The sequence below is a fragment of the Flavobacterium cheonanense genome (genome assembly GCF_039539185.1).
Lineage (GTDB): Bacteria > Bacteroidota > Bacteroidia > Flavobacteriales > Flavobacteriaceae > Flavobacterium > Flavobacterium cheonanense.
Genome location: NZ_BAABCT010000004.1, coordinates 37915 through 57984, shown reverse-complemented (window position 1 = coordinate 57984; position 20070 = coordinate 37915). Strand labels below are relative to the sequence as shown.

Annotated in this window: 19 protein-coding genes; 11 read left to right on the top strand and 8 right to left on the bottom strand. The window is 31.3% G+C overall.

Annotation, left to right across the window (positions count from 1 at the left end; all coding sequences use genetic code 11):
* The first annotated feature begins 42 nt into the window (after positions 1-42).
* The 11 genes from ABD766_RS08625 (at position 43) to ABD766_RS08575 (ending at position 12764) form a co-directional block, all read left to right on the top strand.
* Positions 43-543 (top strand): hypothetical protein, encoded by a 501-nt coding sequence (locus ABD766_RS08625; RefSeq protein ID WP_344816296.1) that lies wholly within the window; start codon positions 43-45, stop codon positions 541-543.
* Between the two features lie 386 nt (positions 544-929).
* Positions 930-1406 carry a hypothetical protein gene (locus ABD766_RS08620; RefSeq protein ID WP_344816295.1) on the top strand — a complete coding sequence of 159 codons (477 nt, stop codon included), beginning with the start codon at positions 930-932 and terminating at the stop codon, positions 1404-1406.
* 237 nt (positions 1407-1643) lie between these two features.
* Positions 1644-2636 (top strand): AlbA family DNA-binding domain-containing protein, encoded by a 993-nt coding sequence (locus tag ABD766_RS08615; RefSeq protein WP_344816294.1) that lies wholly within the window; start codon positions 1644-1646, stop codon positions 2634-2636.
* Between the two features lie 223 nt (positions 2637-2859).
* The gene (locus ABD766_RS08610) at positions 2860-3483 is read left to right on the top strand and encodes an SHOCT domain-containing protein (protein ID WP_344816293.1); all 624 of its coding nucleotides are present in this window, start codon (positions 2860-2862) and stop codon (positions 3481-3483) included.
* 213 nt (positions 3484-3696) lie between these two features.
* Positions 3697-4782 (top strand): glycine cleavage system aminomethyltransferase GcvT, encoded by a 1086-nt coding sequence (gcvT, locus tag ABD766_RS08605; RefSeq protein WP_344816292.1) that lies wholly within the window; start codon positions 3697-3699, stop codon positions 4780-4782.
* Between the two features lie 347 nt (positions 4783-5129).
* Positions 5130-5846 carry a YebC/PmpR family DNA-binding transcriptional regulator gene (locus ABD766_RS08600; protein ID WP_344816291.1) on the top strand — a complete coding sequence of 239 codons (717 nt, stop codon included), beginning with the start codon at positions 5130-5132 and terminating at the stop codon, positions 5844-5846.
* Positions 5847-6175: 329 nt separating this feature from the next.
* Entirely contained in the window at positions 6176-8086 is a 1911-nt protein-coding gene (locus ABD766_RS08595; protein ID WP_298307504.1) for an SPFH domain-containing protein, read from the top strand.
* A gap of 346 nt (positions 8087-8432) precedes the next feature.
* Complete coding sequence (locus ABD766_RS08590; protein WP_344816290.1) at positions 8433-9167, top strand: carboxypeptidase-like regulatory domain-containing protein; 735 nt, start codon at positions 8433-8435, stop codon at positions 9165-9167.
* Entirely contained in the window at positions 9160-10194 is a 1035-nt protein-coding gene (locus ABD766_RS08585) for a transglutaminase domain-containing protein (RefSeq protein ID WP_344816289.1), read from the top strand. The genes ABD766_RS08590 and ABD766_RS08585 overlap by 8 nt, the downstream gene beginning before the upstream one ends.
* Before the next feature lie 58 nt (positions 10195-10252).
* Positions 10253-10777, top strand: coding sequence for a hypothetical protein (locus ABD766_RS08580; protein ID WP_344816288.1), 525 nt, complete (start codon positions 10253-10255; stop codon positions 10775-10777).
* 202 nt (positions 10778-10979) lie between these two features.
* Complete coding sequence (locus tag ABD766_RS08575; protein WP_344816287.1) at positions 10980-12764, top strand: ABC transporter ATP-binding protein; 1785 nt, start codon at positions 10980-10982, stop codon at positions 12762-12764.
* A gap of 69 nt (positions 12765-12833) precedes the next feature.
* On the opposite strand, the gene ABD766_RS08570 is transcribed toward ABD766_RS08575, so the two are convergent.
* The 8 genes from ABD766_RS08570 to ABD766_RS08535 form a co-directional block, all read right to left on the bottom strand.
* Positions 12834-14003 (bottom strand): proline dehydrogenase family protein, encoded by a 1170-nt coding sequence (locus tag ABD766_RS08570; protein WP_344816286.1) that lies wholly within the window; start codon positions 14001-14003, stop codon positions 12834-12836.
* Positions 14004-14051: 48 nt separating this feature from the next.
* Positions 14052-15344: a DASH family cryptochrome gene (locus ABD766_RS08565; RefSeq protein WP_344816285.1), complete on the bottom strand. Its 1293-nt coding sequence runs from the start codon at positions 15342-15344 to the stop codon at positions 14052-14054.
* 85 nt (positions 15345-15429) lie between these two features.
* Positions 15430-16965, bottom strand: coding sequence for a cryptochrome/photolyase family protein (locus ABD766_RS08560; RefSeq protein ID WP_344816284.1), 1536 nt, complete (start codon positions 16963-16965; stop codon positions 15430-15432).
* Between the two features lie 65 nt (positions 16966-17030).
* Positions 17031-17174 carry a DUF2256 domain-containing protein gene (locus ABD766_RS08555; RefSeq protein ID WP_298180305.1) on the bottom strand — a complete coding sequence of 48 codons (144 nt, stop codon included), beginning with the start codon at positions 17172-17174 and terminating at the stop codon, positions 17031-17033.
* Positions 17140-18648, bottom strand: a complete 1509-nt coding sequence (locus tag ABD766_RS08550; RefSeq protein ID WP_344816282.1) for a cryptochrome/deoxyribodipyrimidine photo-lyase family protein — start codon at positions 18646-18648, stop codon at positions 17140-17142. Before ABD766_RS08550 ends, ABD766_RS08555 begins: the two co-directional genes overlap by 35 nt.
* Positions 18649-18651: 3 nt before the next feature.
* A complete protein-coding gene (locus tag ABD766_RS08545; RefSeq protein ID WP_344816281.1) occupies positions 18652-19293 on the bottom strand; it encodes a flavin reductase family protein in 642 nt (213 codons plus the stop codon).
* 10 nt (positions 19294-19303) lie between these two features.
* Positions 19304-19702: a DUF2452 domain-containing protein gene (locus ABD766_RS08540; RefSeq protein WP_298307475.1), complete on the bottom strand. Its 399-nt coding sequence runs from the start codon at positions 19700-19702 to the stop codon at positions 19304-19306.
* 3 nt (positions 19703-19705) lie between these two features.
* Positions 19706-20008: a TIGR03643 family protein gene (locus ABD766_RS08535; protein WP_344816280.1), complete on the bottom strand. Its 303-nt coding sequence runs from the start codon at positions 20006-20008 to the stop codon at positions 19706-19708.
* Positions 20009-20070 lie beyond the last annotated feature (62 nt).

The window sequence follows — 20070 nt, the reverse complement described above, 5'->3', positions numbered from 1 at the left end:
TTTTTAAATTTTTAAAGATAATTATAGAAAAATAGTAATTATATGAAAACCTATCTCTTAGTTATAACATTATGTGTTTTATTTTATAGTTGTTCTGAGAATAAAAAACGTTGTTACTCCAGTTTTACTTATTTCAAAGGAAATATTAGGTATAGTTATTATTTAAAGTTTACATCATCTGATACAGTTTATTTCTATGACAGATATCCTTTTGGTAAAAAAGGAACTCACTACTTTTTACTTGATGAAATTACCAGAAATGAATTAGATAAAATTGTTTGTAAATTTAGATTCCCAAAAGATTCTGTTCAATTTAGTAACAATGTAGAAGATGGGACAACAATAGCATTTGATGTAGACAAAAAAAGAGTAATGTTGCATAGTAACAAAGGACCAAAAGAGTTTTGGAACTTTGAAGAAACTATGAATAGTATTCAATTTTTAGATTTACTGAAGCCATTAAATAGAAATGTGAAGTTTGAAAACTTTGATAAAATGTTACCTGCTCCACCAATTCTTGCCCGAAGTTCTAGTTTAAATTAAAAAAAACTGATTAAATGAACTTATATAATTTATTATTTGGTCTATTTTTATCGATTGTTTCTTTTTGGCTTTTTGTGAGAGAAATGACAAAAATTAAGAAACCAATAGATGGTAATAAAATTCGAATAATTAGAAGTCTATTTGGACTTTTCTATTGGGATTCTATGTTTTACTCTCTGAAGTAACAAAATTATTATGACATATATTTTGGAAGCAACTAAAAGCGAAAAGAAATGGTTGTAAATTATTTTTTACCTCTTTACGGTTTTCCGTAAAATACTATCAAAACACTTTTATATCTTTGAAAAAAATAGGTAGTTCTACGTGGTTTTAGAAATAAAAAAAGAAATACTTTAGCGACCTAATCACTTAGAAAAAATCAGTATATGAATAAAATAATTTACCTTAAAGAAGTACCACTTTTAAAAAAGATTCTGGGTTATAGCATTGTTGTGCTTGGATTATTATCTTTTACAGCCAGCATTGTTTTTGGCGCTATTTTTATTGCCATAGGTATTAATTTCTTGTTAACCGAAGGTTCCGAAATTGATTTAGATAATTCCACTTATAGAAGCATTCATTCCCTATTTGGATTTCATTTTGGCAAATGGAAACCTTGTCCTAAGTTTGAGTACGTATCGGTTTTTAAAACTAGCGAAAACCAAACCGTACGAGTGATAACCGCCGAAACCACCTTACAAAACGACATCATTTTGCTCAACCTATTTTACAACGGTAACAAGCACATTACCTTTTACAAAACACAAGATAAAAACGACGCTTTCAAAGTAGCCGAAAAGTTTAAGTTAATCTTTAATATTGATATTTTGGACGCTACTGAAAGCGAAAAGAAATGGTTGTAAATTATTTTTTACACTTTACGGTTTTCCGTAAAATACTAACAAAACACTTTTTTATCTTTGAAAAAAATAGGTAGTTCTACTTGGTTTTAGTAGTTGAATATTTATTAGATAGCGGAGTTAAATATAGTAATAACTCTAATTATGACTAATTTGGCTATATATGCAATATAAAATCATACATATATATAATAGTTATAGGTAATGCGAGATAAAAAAATATCGTAAAAAAGAAAAATCATGGATTTAAATAAAGTTAATAGTTTTATCGAAAACAAAATTGAAGAAAATCTGAATCTTGATTACAAAGCTTCGGGCTCATTGCAACGGAACGATGCAAAAACAAATGAAATTTCAAAAGATGTTTCCGCATTTGCAAATTCTGATGGTGGAATAATAATCTACGGAATTAAGGAAGACCAAATCAATAGACATTTACCAGAATCAATAGACCCAATTAATCGAAACGAAATATCAAAAGAATGGTTAGAGCAAATTATTCAAAGTAAAATAAGACCGCGAATAAACGGAATAGTAATTCATTCTGTATCTGTTGATGAACAAACTAATAAAGTAGTTTATGTAATTGAAATCCCGAAAAGTAATACTGCACATCAAGCAAATGATAAGAAATACTACAAAAGGTTTAATTTTAATTCGGAACCTATGTATGATTATGAAATCAGAGATATCCTAAACAGAACTAAATCACCAATAATTGATCTCGAATTAGAAATTCAAAAATATACATATGAGGTTAATCAACAAAATTTTGTATTACCTGCATTTACAATAGGATCTAACGGAATGTATCAAAAGGCTGAACCAGCAAAAAAATATAAAACGAATTACACGTTACGAATATTTGCAAAAAATAATGGAAGAGTTTTAGCAAATTACGTTAACGCTTATATTGAAGTTCCTAAAAAATATTTAGATGAAGATGAAGAAGAAGAAAACGGAATTTCTAATATTTTTATGGAGAATACAATTAGAGATGTTGTCGATTCTACATACATTCCGACTATGAATGGTGGTTATTCAAGTCCAAAATACGGACCTTCAAGATATGACCCAATTCTTCCAACAAGAAGTTTTTTATTGAAAAGTATAAAATTATACGAGTCATTTATTGGTTCAACTGACATTTTGGAATGGAACGTTTATTCAGACAATGCAGAACCAAGAAATGGAAATATATGTCTATCTGAAATTAAAATATTTGAAAAATAAGCACTACCTATTACAGCGGTTTCAAGAAATGGAGAGACAAGGAATTTATTAGAAATTGAAAAGGTTTTTAATTTAAAGTTTTGTTATATTTGTGTAGGCTTGATCTTGGTTCATCGCCACTTTATGAAGCCACGACACTCTACAAACAAGCTAATCCGAAATGACAAAACCTTGTGCTAAAAGAAAATAAAAGAAATTAAAAACAAAAACTTAAATTAACAAAATGAAAAAAATTATTTTTTTAGTCCTTTTAGGATTTAGTATTTCAACTTCAGCACAATTAGCAGATACATTATTCGTATCAAAATTAAATGACGCAGAATGGGTAAAATCAATTCAGAATTCTACAAAATTTAAATATTTAAAATTTGCAGATGGCTCAACTTTACAAATTGGAGATAAAATGTTGTTAGGAAAACCAAGTGGAACTAATACATCAAATCAACAAACACCGGGAATTTTTGGTTCGACAAACCAAACTGTAAATAATTTTACTTATTTAATGTTAGGCAGAATGGGAAGTGCAATATTAAGTGGTATAACTTATTTACCCGAAGCTTTTAAAGGAAGAGAAGTAGAAATTGAGGATATAAAATTTGCCAAAAATGGAAAGAAGGCAACAAACGCAAGTGTAATAGTTATATTTAACAATCCCGGAATGGACATTACTGTTTTGAATTTAGACTTTGCACTACAATATGGAGAATTAATAAATCCGAAAGCTTCAATGACAAGCGACCAAGCACTTGCAGAATTACAAAAAGCAAAAACTAAACTCGACTTGGGTGTGATTACTCAAGAAGAATATGAAAATATCAAAAAGGAATTAATGAAAGTTATTAAATAAATAAACCCAAGCAAAGCAAAGTGTTACCAGATTGCGCGGATTTTCAATCCGTGCCAAAAGTACACGATAAGTTCTAATCACAACCAAAGCAAATGTCTCTTGATTTTGCGTTTTTTTATTTCCAAAAACCCACAAATAAATTTCCATTCCAAGCAATGCCAATTCTACAAAAATCACTATTTTAGCGCCTCAAACTACAAACTAAAATAGGTAATGAAAAATACAGCTTTAACGCACATTCACGAAGGATTAGGAGCAAAAATGGTTCCGTTTGCAGGTTACAATATGCCTGTTTCATACGAAGGAGTCAACGCAGAACACGAAACAGTTAGAAATGGTGTTGGTGTTTTTGACGTGTCTCACATGGGTGAATTCCTAATTTCGGGTGAAAATGCTTTGGCTTTAATCCAAAAAGTTACGTCTAACGATGCTTCAACGCTTGAAAACGGTAAAGCACAATATTCGTGTTTACCAAACAACGATGGCGGAATTGTAGATGATTTAATTGTTTACAAAATTAAAGACGAACAATATTTATTAGTAGTAAACGCTTCTAATATCGATAAAGATTGGGATTGGATTTCGTCACACAATACATTTGGTGCTGAAATGAAAAACCTTTCTGATGATTATTCATTACTTGCTATTCAAGGTCCTAAAGCCGTTGAAGCTATGCAAAGTTTGACTTCTATAGATTTATCGGCTATAAAATACTACCATTTTGAAGTAGCTGATTTTGCTGGAATTGAACACGTAATCATTTCTGCAACAGGTTACACTGGTTCAGGTGGATTTGAAATTTATTGCAAAAATTCAGAAGTAGAACAAGTTTGGAACAAAGTTTTTGAAGCTGGTGCAGCATTCGGAATCAAACCAATTGGTTTAGCTGCAAGAGATACATTACGTTTAGAAATGGGATTCTGTTTGTACGGAAACGACATCAACGATACTACTTCTCCATTAGAAGCAGGTTTGGGTTGGATTACAAAATTCACCAAAGATTTCACCAATTCAGAAAACTTAAAAGCTCAAAAAGAAGCTGGAGTTTCTAGAAAATTAGTAGGTTTTGAATTAATCGAAAGAGGAATTCCAAGACACGATTACGAAATTGTAGATGCAGACGGAAACAACATAGGAATTGTAACTTCAGGAACACAAGCACCAAGTTTAGGAAAAGCCATCGGAATGGGTTATGTAAAAACCGAGTTCGCAGCAGCAGATTCTGAAATTTACATCCTAATTAGAGATAAAAAAATTGCAGCAAAAGTGGTGAAAATGCCGTTTTATAAAAAAGCATAGGTCAACTTCAAAAATCAATTGCAATAGCAATTAGAAGATTTGATTTTACTAAACATCAATAGTATTATAGCGTCACTTCGAGTATTTCATAAAATGCGATTAGCTTTTTATGAAATGTATCGAGAACTCGTTTAAGACAAATTTGTAGTTTCAAAAGTTCTCGATACAATTTTTTAAAAATAGCTTATCGCAATTTTTAAAAAATCACTCGAAGTGACGTCGAGATAAATTGTAGCTTTTGAAATTGAAATTGAATTTTGAAATTGATATTGAAAAAAGTACTTTTGCAAATAGTTAAACCGATATATGATTGTTGATTAACGATTTTAGAATTTAGAATTAAAAAAATGGGAAGAGCGTTTGAATTTAGAAAAGGTAGAAAAATGAAACGTTGGGCTGCAATGGCTAAAACGTTTACAAGAATTGGAAAAGATATTGTAATGGCTGTAAAAGAAGGTGGTCCAAATCCGGAAGCCAACTCTCGTTTACGTGCAGTAATGCAAAATGCGAAGGCAGCAAACATGCCAAAAGAAAACGTTGAGCGTGCCATTAAAAAAGCAACTGACAAAGATACTGCCAACTATAAAGAGCAACTTTTTGAAGGTTATGCACCACACGGAATTGCACTTTTAATTGAAACAGCAACTGACAATAATAATAGAACGGTTGCAAACATTAGAAGTTACTTCAACAAATGCAATGGAACTATGGGAACGCAAGGTTCAGTTGAATTTATGTTCGATCATACTTGTAATTTCAGAATTCCGAATAACAATATTGATATTGAAGAAATGGAATTAGAATTCATCGATTTTGGAGCAGAAGAAATCTTTGCTGACGAAGACGGAATTTTAATCTACGCACCTTTTGGAAGTTTTGGAGCCATCCAAAAAGAATTAGAAAACAGAGGAATTGAAATATTATCTTCAGGATTTGAAAGAATTCCACAAGTAACAAAAAAATTAACCGCAGCTGAAATTGCTGATGTTGAGAAACTAATCGAAAAGATTGAAGAAGATGATGACGTAATGAACGTTTATCATACTATGGACGAATCGGAATAGATTTGATTATAGATATTAGATTTTAGATATAAACTTCAGGGAAACTTGGAGTTTTTTTTTATTTATAAAATATTGATAATTAATTTATTATATTTTTTATAAAAATAATTGTATCAAAAATTTGTAACTTTTTAACAAGTACATCGTATAATTAGAGATTTAAAAATAGAACTAGAATGACACAATAAAGTGTTGTAATTCAAAAACTAAATTCAAAACCAACTAGTACTTTGAATTTGTGGTAAGCAAACTACCTGATTTACTATTTATTTCCAAATCGGATTCTATCAAAATCAAAAACCTTTTTTTTATTTATTAAATTTTATAACATGACAACATTTTTTACTTTGTGGTGGTTGATACCTATTGTATTATCTATTATTTTTTACAAATTTGTTTTAAGAGTTTTCTTCGGAATGGTCATCGTTCCTGAAGACAAAATTGGTTTGGTTACTAAGAAATTCGTGCTTTTTGGAACAGACAAATCGTTACCTGATGGAAGAATTATTGCTACCAAAGGTGAAGCTGGTTTTCAAGCACAAACACTAGCTCCAGGTTTATATTGGGGAATGTGGATTTGGCAATATTCTGTTGATATGACAGCGTTTACCATCATTCCAGAAGGGAAAATTGGATTGGTTTTAAGTAAAGACGGAAAAGAAATTCCAACAGGGCGCATCTTAGCAAGAAAAGTGGATAGCGATAACTTTCAAGACGCAACAGCTTTCTTAAACAATGGTGGACAAAAAGGACGTCAATCAGCTTTTATTACTACTGGTTCGTATCGTATTAATACCTTTTTATTTGAAATTGTAATAGCTGACCAAATCAAAATATTTGAAAACATGGTCGGAATTGTAACAGCTCTTGATGGTGATCCAATTCCACAAGGACAAATTGCTGGTAAATATGTTGAAGGCCACAATAATTTTCAAGATTTTGATTACTTCTTAGAACAAGGTGGAAACCGTGGTTTGCAACCTCAAGTGATGTTGGCTGGATCTTATTACATCAATTCTTGGGCAATTCAAATTGAGCAAAACCCAATGACCGATGTGCCAATTGGTTATGTAGGAGTAGTTATTTCATATATTGGTGAAGACGGAAAAGACGTAACAGGAGAAACTTTCAAACACGGAAATATCGTTTCTAAAGGACAACGTGGTGTTTGGATGGAACCTTTTGGACCAGGAAAATATGCCTTGAATAAATACACAACAAAACTTGAACCTGTTCCAACAACAAACTTAGTTTTGAATTGGGCAAATGCTAGAAGTGAATCGCATGATTTAGATAAAAACTTATCTACTATCACAGTACGTTCAAAAGATGGTTTCCCATTTAATTTAGATGTGGCACAAATCATTCACGTTCCAGCAAATGAAGCGCCAAAAGTTATTGCACGTTTTGGAAGCATGACCAATTTAGTTTCACAAGTTTTGGAACCAACTATTGGTAACTATTTTAGAAACTCTGCTCAAGATAGCGATGTGATTTCGTTCTTAAGTACACGTAAAGAGAGACAAGAATCGGCTAAGAATCATATCAAAGCGGTTTTAGATGAATACAACGTAAATGCAGTAGATACTTTGATTGGAGACATTGTTCCACCAGATTCATTGATGAAGACTTTGACCGATAGAAAAATTGCTGAAGAAGAGCAAAAAACGTATCAAACACAAAGAATGGCGCAAGAGCAACGTCAAGGTGTTGAGAAAGAAACTGCGATTGCAGATATGCAAAAAGAAATTGTAAAAGCTTCTCAAAGTGTTGAAATTGCTCAAAGAACTGCGGATGCAACCGTTAAAAAAGCAGAAGGTGATGCAACAAGTTTAAAATTAAACGTAAATGCTGAAGCAGAAGCTACAAAAATGCGTGCAAATGCAGAAGCAGAAGCTACAAAAGCAAGAGCAGGAGCACAAGCAGAAGCTACAAAACTTAATGCAAGCGCAGAAGCTGAGAAAATCTCGAAAACAGGTTTGGCAGAAGCTGAGAAAATTATGGCAATTGGTAAATCAACTGCAGAAGCTTATCAGTTACAAGTTTCAGCAATGGGTGGCGATAACTTTACTAAATATAAAATTACCGAAGAAATTGGTAAAGGAAACATCAAAGTGATTCCAGATGTATTAATTTCAGGTGCAAATGGTTCCGAAGGTGGAATTAGTGGTTTACTTGGAATGAAATTAATGGAAATGATGGATACCAAAAATGATAAAGACGAAACTAAAAAGAAATAAGTAGTTTCTGAGTGAATTCAAATCCGTTTTGTGAAAGCAAAGCGGATTTTTTTTGTTCCTGCAAACTCGGAAAATAAACTAAAACACATAAAAAGAAGCAGACTCTCTCCTACTTCATTTGTTAGAACCACTAAACGAAATATTATCGCTACCGTCACTTCGAGTGATTTTTTGTTTTAAAAACGTTAGTTTTTGAAATAGAAAATTGTATCGAGAACTATAGAAATAATAGTGTTGATGCTACAAAAAACGGATACCAAGTTTTCGATGAAAGTTATTTTTTTTATTCCTATCCCAACCTTTTCAAAAAATTATACCTCTATATAAGAAACCAAACACTATAAAGATGAAAAAAATTAACATTCAAATCGACCAACCATGCGCTGAGGATTTCAAAACCTTTAAAAAAACAGAAGAAGGTGGTTTCTGTAAATCTTGTAAAAAAAACGTAGTAGATTTTACTAAAATGAACGATCAAGAAATTTTTAATTTCTTTAGTAATGAAAAAAATAAAACTTGTGGCATATTTCTAGAATCACAATTAAAAAGCTATTCTAATCCAAGTCTTTCTTCAAATAGAACTAAGTCGACTTCCTTTGCTTCAAGTCTATTTGGGTTGTCTCTTGTATCACTCCTATCTTTAACCAATGTTTACTCGCAAGAGAAAAACAATACGAATACAATCGTAAAAGAGGAAAATAGTGCGACTAAAAAAGATAATAAATCTTCAGAATTAAATGAAAAGTTTACAGTTAGTGGCATTGTTTCAGATGGAAAAGTTCCTTTACCAGGAGCCAATATTTATTTGAAAAATTATAACATCAGCACACAAACTGATATGGATGGAAAATTTACCTTTCCAAAGCAACTAGAAGCTGGAGATGTGTTAGTTGTGAGTTATATTGGTTATAAAGCAAAAGAAATTAAAGTTACACGTGAAAATCAGTCGATAAAAATGGACTATATTATTAAGCTTGATAACTGCCAAATTGTTATGTTGGGAGAAGTTGCAACAAATAAAGTTTATCAATCTAAACGAACACTATTTCAGAAAATAAAATCTTTATTTACCAATGAATAAATGGATATTTTTAATCATTACGCTACTAAGTCAATTAAAAATTGAAGCGCAAATTTCAGATTTTAAAAATGTAAATTTTAAAAATGCTGATGCAATTGCCTATGCTTTTAAAGGTAATGATTTATCCAATTTACCACAACTTGCTCATAACTTGACGAGTAATTTGTCTAATGATGTTGAAAAATTTAGAGCAATATACACTTGGGTTAGCACCAATATCGAAGGTGATTACTATAGTTTTATAAAAAATAAATCCAAAAGGAATAAACACCAAAATGATAGTTTAGAACTTAATAAATGGAACAAATTGTATAGTAATCAAGTTTTTAAAAAACTCGCAAAAGAAAAAAAAACAATTTGCACAGGTTATGCCTATCTAGTTAAAAGTTTAGCCAATTTTGCAAATATTAATTGCGAAATTATTGACGGTTTTGGTCGAAATGAGAGTTCGATTGACTCAAATTTAAAATTCCCTAATCATTCTTGGAACGCTGTACAACTCAATAATAAATGGTACTTGTGTGATGCAACTTGGTCTAGTGGTGCATATAATTTAAATACTTTTACTTTTGAATTTGATTATAATGATGGGTATTTTTTAGCTGATCCAGAATTGTTTGCAAAAGATCATTTTCCTAATGATATCAAATGGTTATTAAAAGATAAAAAAACAAATTTATCGGAGTTTTTGAAAGCACCAGTAGTATATGATTATGCGTTTAAATATACTGTTTTTCCTATCGAACCTTCTCTGATGCATTTAGAAATCGAAAAAAATAAAGAAGCTACGTTTCTTCTAAAAGATTTAAAAGGAATTGATATAAATACCATTTTTCTACAAATCAATTATGGAACTCGAATTGAATACATCAAACCGACAATAGAACGTTTGGAAAATGGTACTATAAAAATAAAATATACTTTTCCCAAAATTGGCTCCTATGATGTCCACATCAATCTAGGAACTCATTCAATCTGTACCTATGTAGTGAAAGTAAAAAAAAAAAAAATCAAATCCGTTTTGTGAAAACAAAGCGGATTTTTTATTTAATATTTAGTTTGTACTTTAGTAAAAAATATCCGCAATGGAAAACCAATTTTCAGTATTCAAAAAATATTCCTCAATTGATCAAGCACAAGAAGTGGTTACTTTATTAAATTCTAATAAAATTGAAACCGAAATTGGAAACAATATTCCGCCAGTAGATAGCTTATTAACAGGAAATAATATAACTCCAGAATTTGAAATAAAAATTAAAATTTCTGATTTTGAGAATGCTAATAAACTATTGCAAAGTATTGCCGAAGATCAAATAAATCAAGTTGACAAAAACTATTATCTTTTCAGTTTTTCCGATGAAGAATTATATGACATTATTTTAAAACAAGATGAATGGAATGAATTTGATTATTCGTTAGCAAAAAAATTATTGTCAGAACGCGGAAAACCTATTAATGAAGAACTAATTAAATCATTAAAAAAAACAACGCTTAAACGATTTGGCAAAACCAGAAGAAAATCAAAAACCATGGATAGTTGCAGGATATATTTTTGCTTTATTAGGTGGTTTTTTCGGAATAATTATTGGTTATGTACTAATGAGATCTAAGAAAAATTTACCAAATGGTCAAAGAGTTTATTCTTATAACACTAATGACAGACAACAAGGAAAAATGATTTTTTATATTGGAATTATATTATTACCGATTTATATAATTTTACGAATTCTATTAGCTGTTTAATTTCACAAAATATTAGCATTTGTAAAAAAAATTGACACAGCAATATTAGTTACTTTTACAAGAAAAAAAATGGCGCGATTTCAAGAAAACGACCTACCAAAAGCCAAACTCAACGCAAGCACATTAAGTAAAGCTCTTTTAATATTCAAATATGCCGACAACCACAAATGGAAATTCTATTTGGGATTATTTTTCCTTTTACTAACTGGCGGAACAGCATTAGCATTTCCAAAACTTATGGGAATTTTAATTGATTGTGTAAAAAACAACGATTTATCAAAAGCCAATTCGATAGCTTTAGGATTAGTCGGAATATTATTTCTACAATCTTTTTTCTCCTTTTTTAGAATCTCATTATTTGTAAATTATACCGAAAATACATTGGCAAATTTACGATTGGCTCTTTACAGTAATTTGATAAAATTGCCTATGCCCTTCTTTACTCAAAAAAGTGCAGGCGAATTAAATAGTAGAATTAGCACTGACATCAATCAAATTTCAGATACTTTGGCAACTACGATTGCTGAATTTTTAAGACAATTTATTCTAATTATCGGAAGTTTTATTTTATTGGCAAGCATCAATTTAAAATTAACTTTAATGATGATTTCCATTGTTCCTTTAGTTGCTGTTGCAGCAGTAATTTTTGGTAGGTTCATCAGAAAATATTCTAAAAACTTACAAGATCAAGTTGCCGATAGTCAAAATATTGTGGTAGAATCTTTGCAAGCAATTACCGTTGTAAAAGCTTTTGCTAACGAATGGTATGAAATTGCACGCTACAAAAACAAGATTTCAGAAGTTGTTAAAGTTGCTATCAAAGGAGGAAACTATCGCGGATATTTCGCTTCATTCATCATCTTTTGCCTATTCGGAACGATAGTTGCCGTAGTTTGGTATGGAGTTACCTTGAGTATTAAAGGCGAAATGACTGTTGGTGATTTAATTTCATTCGTATTATATTCTACTTATGTTGGTGCCTCTTCAGGCGGAATTGCCGAATTGTACACTCAAATTCAAAAAGCCGTTGGAGCAACCGAACGTGTTTTCGAATTATTAGATGAAACTCCAGAGAAAATAAACTCTAATCAAAATCAATCCACTGAAAAAATCAAAGGAAATGTTTCGTTTAAAAATGTTCAATTTAGTTATCCATCACGACCAGAAATTCAAGTGTTGAAAGAGGTAAATTTTACTGCAAACTATGGTCAGAAAATTGCCATTGTTGGTCCGAGTGGTGCTGGAAAATCAACAATCTCTTCACTCTTATTGCGTTTTTATGATATTGATAGCGGACAAATTTTAATTGACGACAAGAATATTTATGATTATGATTTAGAAAATCTTCGTGGCAATATGAGTATAGTTCCACAAGATGTAATTTTATTTGGCGGAAGCATTCGTGAAAACATTGCTTATGGAAAACCAAATGCCACCGAAGAAGAAATTATGATTGCAGCCAAACAAGCCAACGCCTTAGATTTCGTAAACGGATTTCCAGAAAAATTCGATACATTGGTCGGAGAACGTGGTATAAAACTTTCTGGTGGACAACGCCAACGAATTGCAATAGCCAGAGCTTTATTGAAAAATCCAAGTATATTAATTTTGGACGAAGCTACCTCTTCATTAGATAGTGAAAGTGAAAAATTAGTACAAGAAGCTTTAGAAAATTTAATGGAAGGAAGAACGAGTATCATTATTGCACACCGACTTTCAACAATAAGAAGTGCCGATGCAATATTAGTTTTAAATGATGGAAAAATAGCTGAAAAAGGAACGCACAAAGAACTACTCGAAATTGAAAATGGTATTTATAAGAATTTGAGTAATTTGCAGTTTAGTGAGTATTAGTAATAGTTAGTGATTAGTTAATAGTGAAGAGTAATTAGTCTCGATTTACTAATCACTATTTACTAATGACTATTTACTTTTTCTTCTATCTCTTTCCGCTTTCAATAAATTCAATTCTCGACTAGTTTGTCCGGCAACAGATGTATTTTCTTCTGCACGTCGAATTAAGTAAGGCATCACATCACGAACTGGTCCAAATGGTAAATATTTTGCAACATTGTATCCGTGTGAAGCTAAGTTATAACTGATATTATCACTCATTCCGTAAAGTTGTCCAAACCAAATTCTTTGATCTTTTATTTCAATATTGTTTGCTTTCAACATTTCCATCAATTTATAAGAGCTTTCTTCATTGTGCGTTCCTGCGAAGATTGCCATTTTATCAATATGCTTCATCATGTAGTCAACTGCAACATTATAGTTATCATCCGTTGCTTGTTTGGAAGCACAAATTGGTGTTGGATAACCATTTTCCTCGGCACGTTTGTGCTCTTTTTCCATGTAAGCTCCACGAACTAGTTTCATTCCGATATAAAATCCATCAACTTTTGCTCTTTCGTGCAATGCTTTTAGATAATCCATTCTGTCCCAACGGTACATTTGTAAAGTATTGAAAACAATCACTTTTTCTTTGTTGTACTTGCGCATCATGTCTTCTACCAAATCATCTGCTGCATCTTGCATCCAACTTTCTTCAGCATCAATTAATAAGGCAACATCTTTACTATGAGCTGTTTTACATATAATTTCGAAGCGTTCTTTAACTTTATCCCATTCTGCTTGTTCATCTGCAGAAAGTGATTGCTTCTCTCCTACTTTTGTATATAAATCTAATCGTCCTAAACCAGTTGGTTTAAAAACCGCAAACGGAATCGCCTGACGTTCTTTCGCAAACTCAACTGTTTTTAGAGTCATTTCTAAAGCCGCATCAAATTGCGTTTCTTCTTCTTTACCTTCTACTGAATAATCCAAAACCGATGAAACACCTTTGGTATACATTTTATCAACAACTGAAAGGCAATCGATTTCATTTACACCACCACAAAAATGATCGAAAACAGTGGCACGAATTAATCCGTCAACTGGTAAATGTGCTTTTAAAGCAAAGTTGGTAACTGCAGTTCCAATTCTAACCAATGGTTCATTGGCAATCATTTTGAAAAGAAAATAAGCTCTGTCTAATTCAGTATCACTTTTTAATGAGAAAGCAACTTCAGTATTGTTGAAAATTTTGTCCATCGAAATTTTATTAATTATGCAAATATAAATAGAGTTTTAGAATTAATTTTATGATTTTAACCACAAATTCCTATACTTTTTATCTTTATCATAATCAGAGGCTTGTTTTTCAATATTAAAATAACGATTTCCTCTTGGATCGTTTCCAACTCCAGCCAAATAAGCCCAATTTCCCCAATTGCTACAAACATCATAATCAATTAGTTGGTGTTCAAAATACGCTGCACCATAACGCCAATCGAGTTTTAAATCGTTACATAAATAACTAGCCACATTTTGACGACCACGATTGCTCATGAAACCTGTTAACTTTAATTCAATCATATTAGCGTCTACAAAATCGACTCCTGTTTCACCATCAATCCATTCTTGGAGTTGACTTGTGTTATGTTTGTTTACAGGTATTCCTTTGCTTTGAATTCCTGCTTGTTGAAAGAATTTGGCGTTGTATTTTTTCATCATAAATCTAAAATAATCGCGCCACAACAATTCAAAAACCAACCAATAAGTTGAATCATTTGCACCAAATTGTTTTTCATATTTTTTTAATTCATCATGAATAAATCTAGGCGAAATACAACCCAAAGCCAACCAAGCCGAAAACTTTGATGAATAATCAGCTCCAACTAAGCCGTTTCGAGTTTCCTTGTATTCTGAAATGCACTTAGTTTCGAAAAAATAATGATTTAGTCTAGCTATTGCTTCTGTTTCACCACCTTTAAATGGTAAAACTGCTCTTGAATCTATTGGCTGAAAATCCAAACCTAATTCTTCTAATGTTGGTAATTTCAGAGATTCTATATCTGGAGATTTTAACTCTTTTGGTTCTTCAAATGATACTCTGATAAAAGAATCTTTCTCTGTTTTTTTCCTGAAATTGGTAAACACATCTGGAATATCTTTTATTGAAAACGGCAAATCTTCAGCATGATATAAAGTGCTTGTGCTAAATGTTTTAAGCTCACATTTCAATTTGAATAATTCCTCTTGGACTCTAGCTTCTTTTTGTTTTTCTTCATAGGAAACTTCACGTTTTGCAAAAACTTTTGATACTTTGTATTCTTGTACAATTTTCGGAATTTCAACTTCAGGTTTTCCTTTTACAATCAATAATCCTGAACCAATTGATCTTAAGTTTTTATCCAAATCAATTATGGATTCTAATAAAAATTGCGCTCTAAAATTTCCAGTTTTCTTGAAACCAAATTCTGTAGTTTCAAATTGAGAGTCATCAAAACAATATACTGGAATAATTTCATCGCTTTGAGCAATCGCTTTGATAAGTGTTTCATTATCATGTAATCGTAAATCTGTTTTAAACCAAACTATACTCCTTCTCATTTTTTTTATTTTATTGTTTTAGTTTAATGTTACAGGTTTTTAAACTCTTAAACATTTAAACTCTTAAACTCTTAAACTCTTAAACTTATAGTTCATTTATATTTTTCAAATAATAATCCGCTTGTTCTAATAACGCTGTTTTGTCTTCTGGTTTCATTTTTCGCCAAACGTTATACATCATTCCGATTCTTGGATTTTTCCCTAATTTATCTTCATTTCTGTCATAAAAATTCCAATACAAACTATTGAATGGACAAGCTTTATCTCCAGTTTTTAATGCTTTTTTGTAAAAACAACTGCCGCAATAATGACTCATTTTATCAATATAACTGGCAGAACTTACATAAGGTTTTGTGCCTACAATTCCGCCATCGGCAAACTGACTCATGCCGCGAGTATTAGTAATTTCAACCCATTCGAACGCATCGATATAAATTCCGAGATACCATGCATCAACTTCGTCTGGATGAATTCCTGCTAAAAGTGCAAAATTTCCTGTAATCATCAAGCGTTGAATGTGATGCGCATATGCATAATTTAAGGATTGATTTATAGCATCTTTCATACAATTCATTTTGGTTTTTCCGGTCCAAAACCAATTGGGTAATTTTTCTTGATTGTTGAAGAAATTCATTGAGGCAAATTCAGGCATTTTGTTCCAATAAATTCCTCTCATGTACTCACGCCATCCAATTATTTGACGGACAAAACCTTCTAACTGATTGAATTCAATTTCGTTTGGACGCTTTTGCCATTCTTCAATACATCTATCGATAACTTCTTTAGGTGAAATCATTTTTACATTCATAGAAAATGAAATTCGAGAATGATATAAAGACCACTCGTTTGGAGTCATCGCATCTTGATAACTTCCAAACAATTGCAAACATTCTTCTGCAAAAAAATCAAGTAATTCAAGTGATTGCTTTCTATTTATAGGCCAAACAAAGTTTTTAGCATCAATTGTTCCAATGGTTTTGACATCTGTTTTTGTAATCTCATTATAAATTTCAGAAACATCATTATTGAAAACTAAAGGTGCAATTGGCTTGTGATTGTTTGGTAATTTCTTTCGGTTTTCTCCATCATAATTCCATTGACCTGTGAGCGGTTTATCACCTTCCATCATGACGTTGTGCTTTTTTCTCATGGCACGATAAAAGCTTTCCATCAAGTAGATTTTCTTGCCTTCAAAGAAATCTCCGAGTTCATTTCGAGAAGTAAAAAAATGTTCTGAATCAACTGCAGCACTAGAAATTGAAATAGATTTACATAGATTTTTCAAATCCAAATCCACGCGATATTCATCTGGTAATTGGTATTCAAAATGTTTAAAATTATGTTCGGAAATTAAGTGTTTTATATTTTTTTCAAAGGATTGTAAGTTATTATTATCATTTAAATGAATATAGATAACTTTATGATTGTTAACTAGTAAATCATTTTTAAAATTTTGCATTGCGGAAAATATTCCAACTACTTTTTGAATATGATGCTTAGCATAATCGGTTTCGGAACGAATTTCCATCATCACATAAGTAACCGATTCATCGACGGTTTTAAACCAAGAATGATTACTATTTAATTGATCTCCGAGAATTAATCGTAAGGTTTTTGGCATTATCATTTTTATTTGCCACTGATTCACAGATTTTTTTATTTAGTTACTAATCTGTGAATCTGTGGCTATTTTGTTTTATTCATTCTACACTTATCACTACAATACTTTACTTCGTCCCAAACTTTTTCCCACTTTTTGCGCCAAGTGAATGGTTTTTGGCAAACAATACATGTTTTACTTGGAAGGTTTTGCTTTTTTACTCCTCGCATTTTTAGGTTTATTTGGGTTACTAACGTGTTTCTTTAAGATTCGTTTTCCTTCTTCTTTGACAGCATCATTTTTACGGAAACTCCAAACAATATCGCTTGCTTTTTTTCGAGTTTCATCAATATCCACAATAGGAAATGGATAATCTTTTCCGATTTCGCAATTGTAAAATTGTTGTTCAATTTCGTTTAATTTCCACGGTTCGTGAATTAATTCTACTGGAACTTCAGCCAATTCTGGAATCCATTTTTTGATAAAAATCCCTTCTGAATCGTGTTCTTCGGAGTTTTTAATTGGATTATAAATTCTGATTGTATTTATTCCTGTTGTTCCCGATTGCATCTGAATTTGCGGATAATGAATTCCTGGTTCATAATCTAAAAATTGTCTTGCCAAAAAATGTAATTCGCGCCAATCTTGCCATAAATTAAAAGTAAAAAACGAAACCACCATGGCTCGCATTCTGAAATTAATATAACCTGTTTGAACCAAACATCGCATGCAAGCATCTACGATTGGAACTCCGGTTTTGCCTTCTTGCCAAGCTTTTATGTAGATTTCATTTTTAGGTTTAACTAATGAATCATAAGCTCGATTTGCGTTTTCAAATTCCATTCGGCATTCGTCTTCAAATTTTTGTATAAAATGGCAATGCCAATGCAGTCTTGAAACAAAATTCAACATCGCTCTTTTGTTTTTGGATGCTTCATAATGCTGATTGGTGTATTGGTAGACCATTCGCATACTGATGTTTCCATAAGTCAAATAAGGTGACAATCGGCTACAACCTGTTCGACTTAAATTGGGTTTGGAAATGTGTTTACTATAATTCACATGACGTTCTATAACAAAACTATCTAAATAACGCCAAGCCCAATATTCACCGCCTTGTTGAAAGTTTTTATTTCGTGTTGTGATTGCTGTTGGAAGTTCATTTCCTTTTAAATTTTGATACAAATTAGCCTCCAAATTTTCGAATTGAAACGAATTCAAATCAATCATTTTGGGTTCTGGTCGCATAACTTGTTCCCAACGTTTATCCCAATTGCTTCTGGACTTTAACTTGCGAATTACACCATGCATTTGCGATTGTTTCCAAGTAATTTGATTTTCATCAAAAAATGTCTGCATAGCGATATCTCTATCGAAAGTGATTTTATTTCCAATTTCTTGATGTGAAAAAACAGTTTTTATATCATAAATTTTATTCAATTCATTAAAAACTGATTGTACTTCGCTATGAAAAATATAAATACTTGTAGCAATGGAATTTAATTTGACTTGCATTTCCTGCAACGATTCGTATATAAACCGCCAATGACGAACATCAGAATCGTCATAATTCATTACTGATGGTTCAAAGAAATAAATTAATAAAACCGGAATTTCTTCTTGTTGAGCCAAATAAAGTGGTTCGTGATCTGTAAAACGTAAATCACGTTTGAACCAAACAATATTTATAGCTTTTTTATTCAATTTTTAGAGTAATGAGGTAATTTCTTTATCAGGTTTTGCGTAGCTTAATCGGTCTAATTGTATGGTTTTATGATAACTATCTAAACCCGAACAGGTGATAGTATTGGCTTTTTCTAAATCGATAAAACCATCATCAAGTAAACAATTTTCTGGAATATAAATTTGAGTGATTTCTCCTATAATCATAGTTGTGCTATTTATAGAAATATCGATTTTTTCTTTAAATTCTACTCCTAATTGAATGTTACTTTCTGCTACAAAAGGTGCGTGAAAACCATTTTTATATTCTGATTTTAAACCAGTTACATGAAATTCAGAAATTCCTTTTTCATATCTAGCAGAAGTTTGATGTGCATGCTTGTAAATGGATTCATTAATATGATTGACTGTAAAAAATCCTGTATCCAAAATATTTCGCATCGTGTCGCGCTCTGGTGGACTTGGACGAAAAATCAATCCAATTAATGGTGGATTGGCTCCAATATGAAAAAATGAACTAAAAATAGCTAGATTCTCGTTTCCATTTTCATCGGAAGTTCCAACTAAACTAACACTCTTAAAACCTCCTAAACTATTTATTAGATGAACTCTTTTCTGTTTTTCAAGTTCTTCTATTTGATTTTTATTAATAAAAGTTTTTATCATTTTTAAATTTTTAAGCAAGATGAACCCATTTTCTTTCACTATTCAATTTGAAAGTTCCAATATGTTCTTTATTCCACTCGTTTGGCGCAATTAAAGAAAGAGAATTTGTTCCGTCATTATTAGCATACAAATGATAAATTTCACCTATAACTGGTTCAAATGAGAACTTGGAGTTGTAAACCAATTCGTTCCATTCAAATTCTTGCATTAATTTTTCATATTGAATTTTAAGTTCGTTAAACTTATTTTCAAACTCTTTATTTACATTGTTTATTCCTCTACTTTTCCACGAAACAACATCGTCCATTTTGATAACTGGAGCGCCAACACTTGTAGAATAAGACAACAAACTCGCATTGTAACCTTCTTCTTCTGAAAAAACTACATTATCTGGTTTCTTACTATCCATTTTTTAACGTTTAGAAATTTTATTATTTGAAATTGAACGTTGCAAATTGCATTTAAATCGGTCAATGCCTTCAACACGTTTCGCCACATGTTTAGTTTTGCAATTTTCAACTCTTTCACGCCACAATTTATAGCTGCTAAATTTCAATTCTTTTTTCATTAAAGCCTTTACTTCGGCTTCTGTTAAGCCAAACTGAAACTTAATAGCATCGAATGGTGTTCGGTCTTCCCAAGCCATTTCAATGATTCTATCAATCTGAATATCAGTTAAATTTTCTTTTTCTGAGGTTGCAATTATCGGTTTCAAACTGTGTTTTGTTTAACTTTTATAAATTTTAATTAAACAAAAGTAATCATTTTACACTGAGC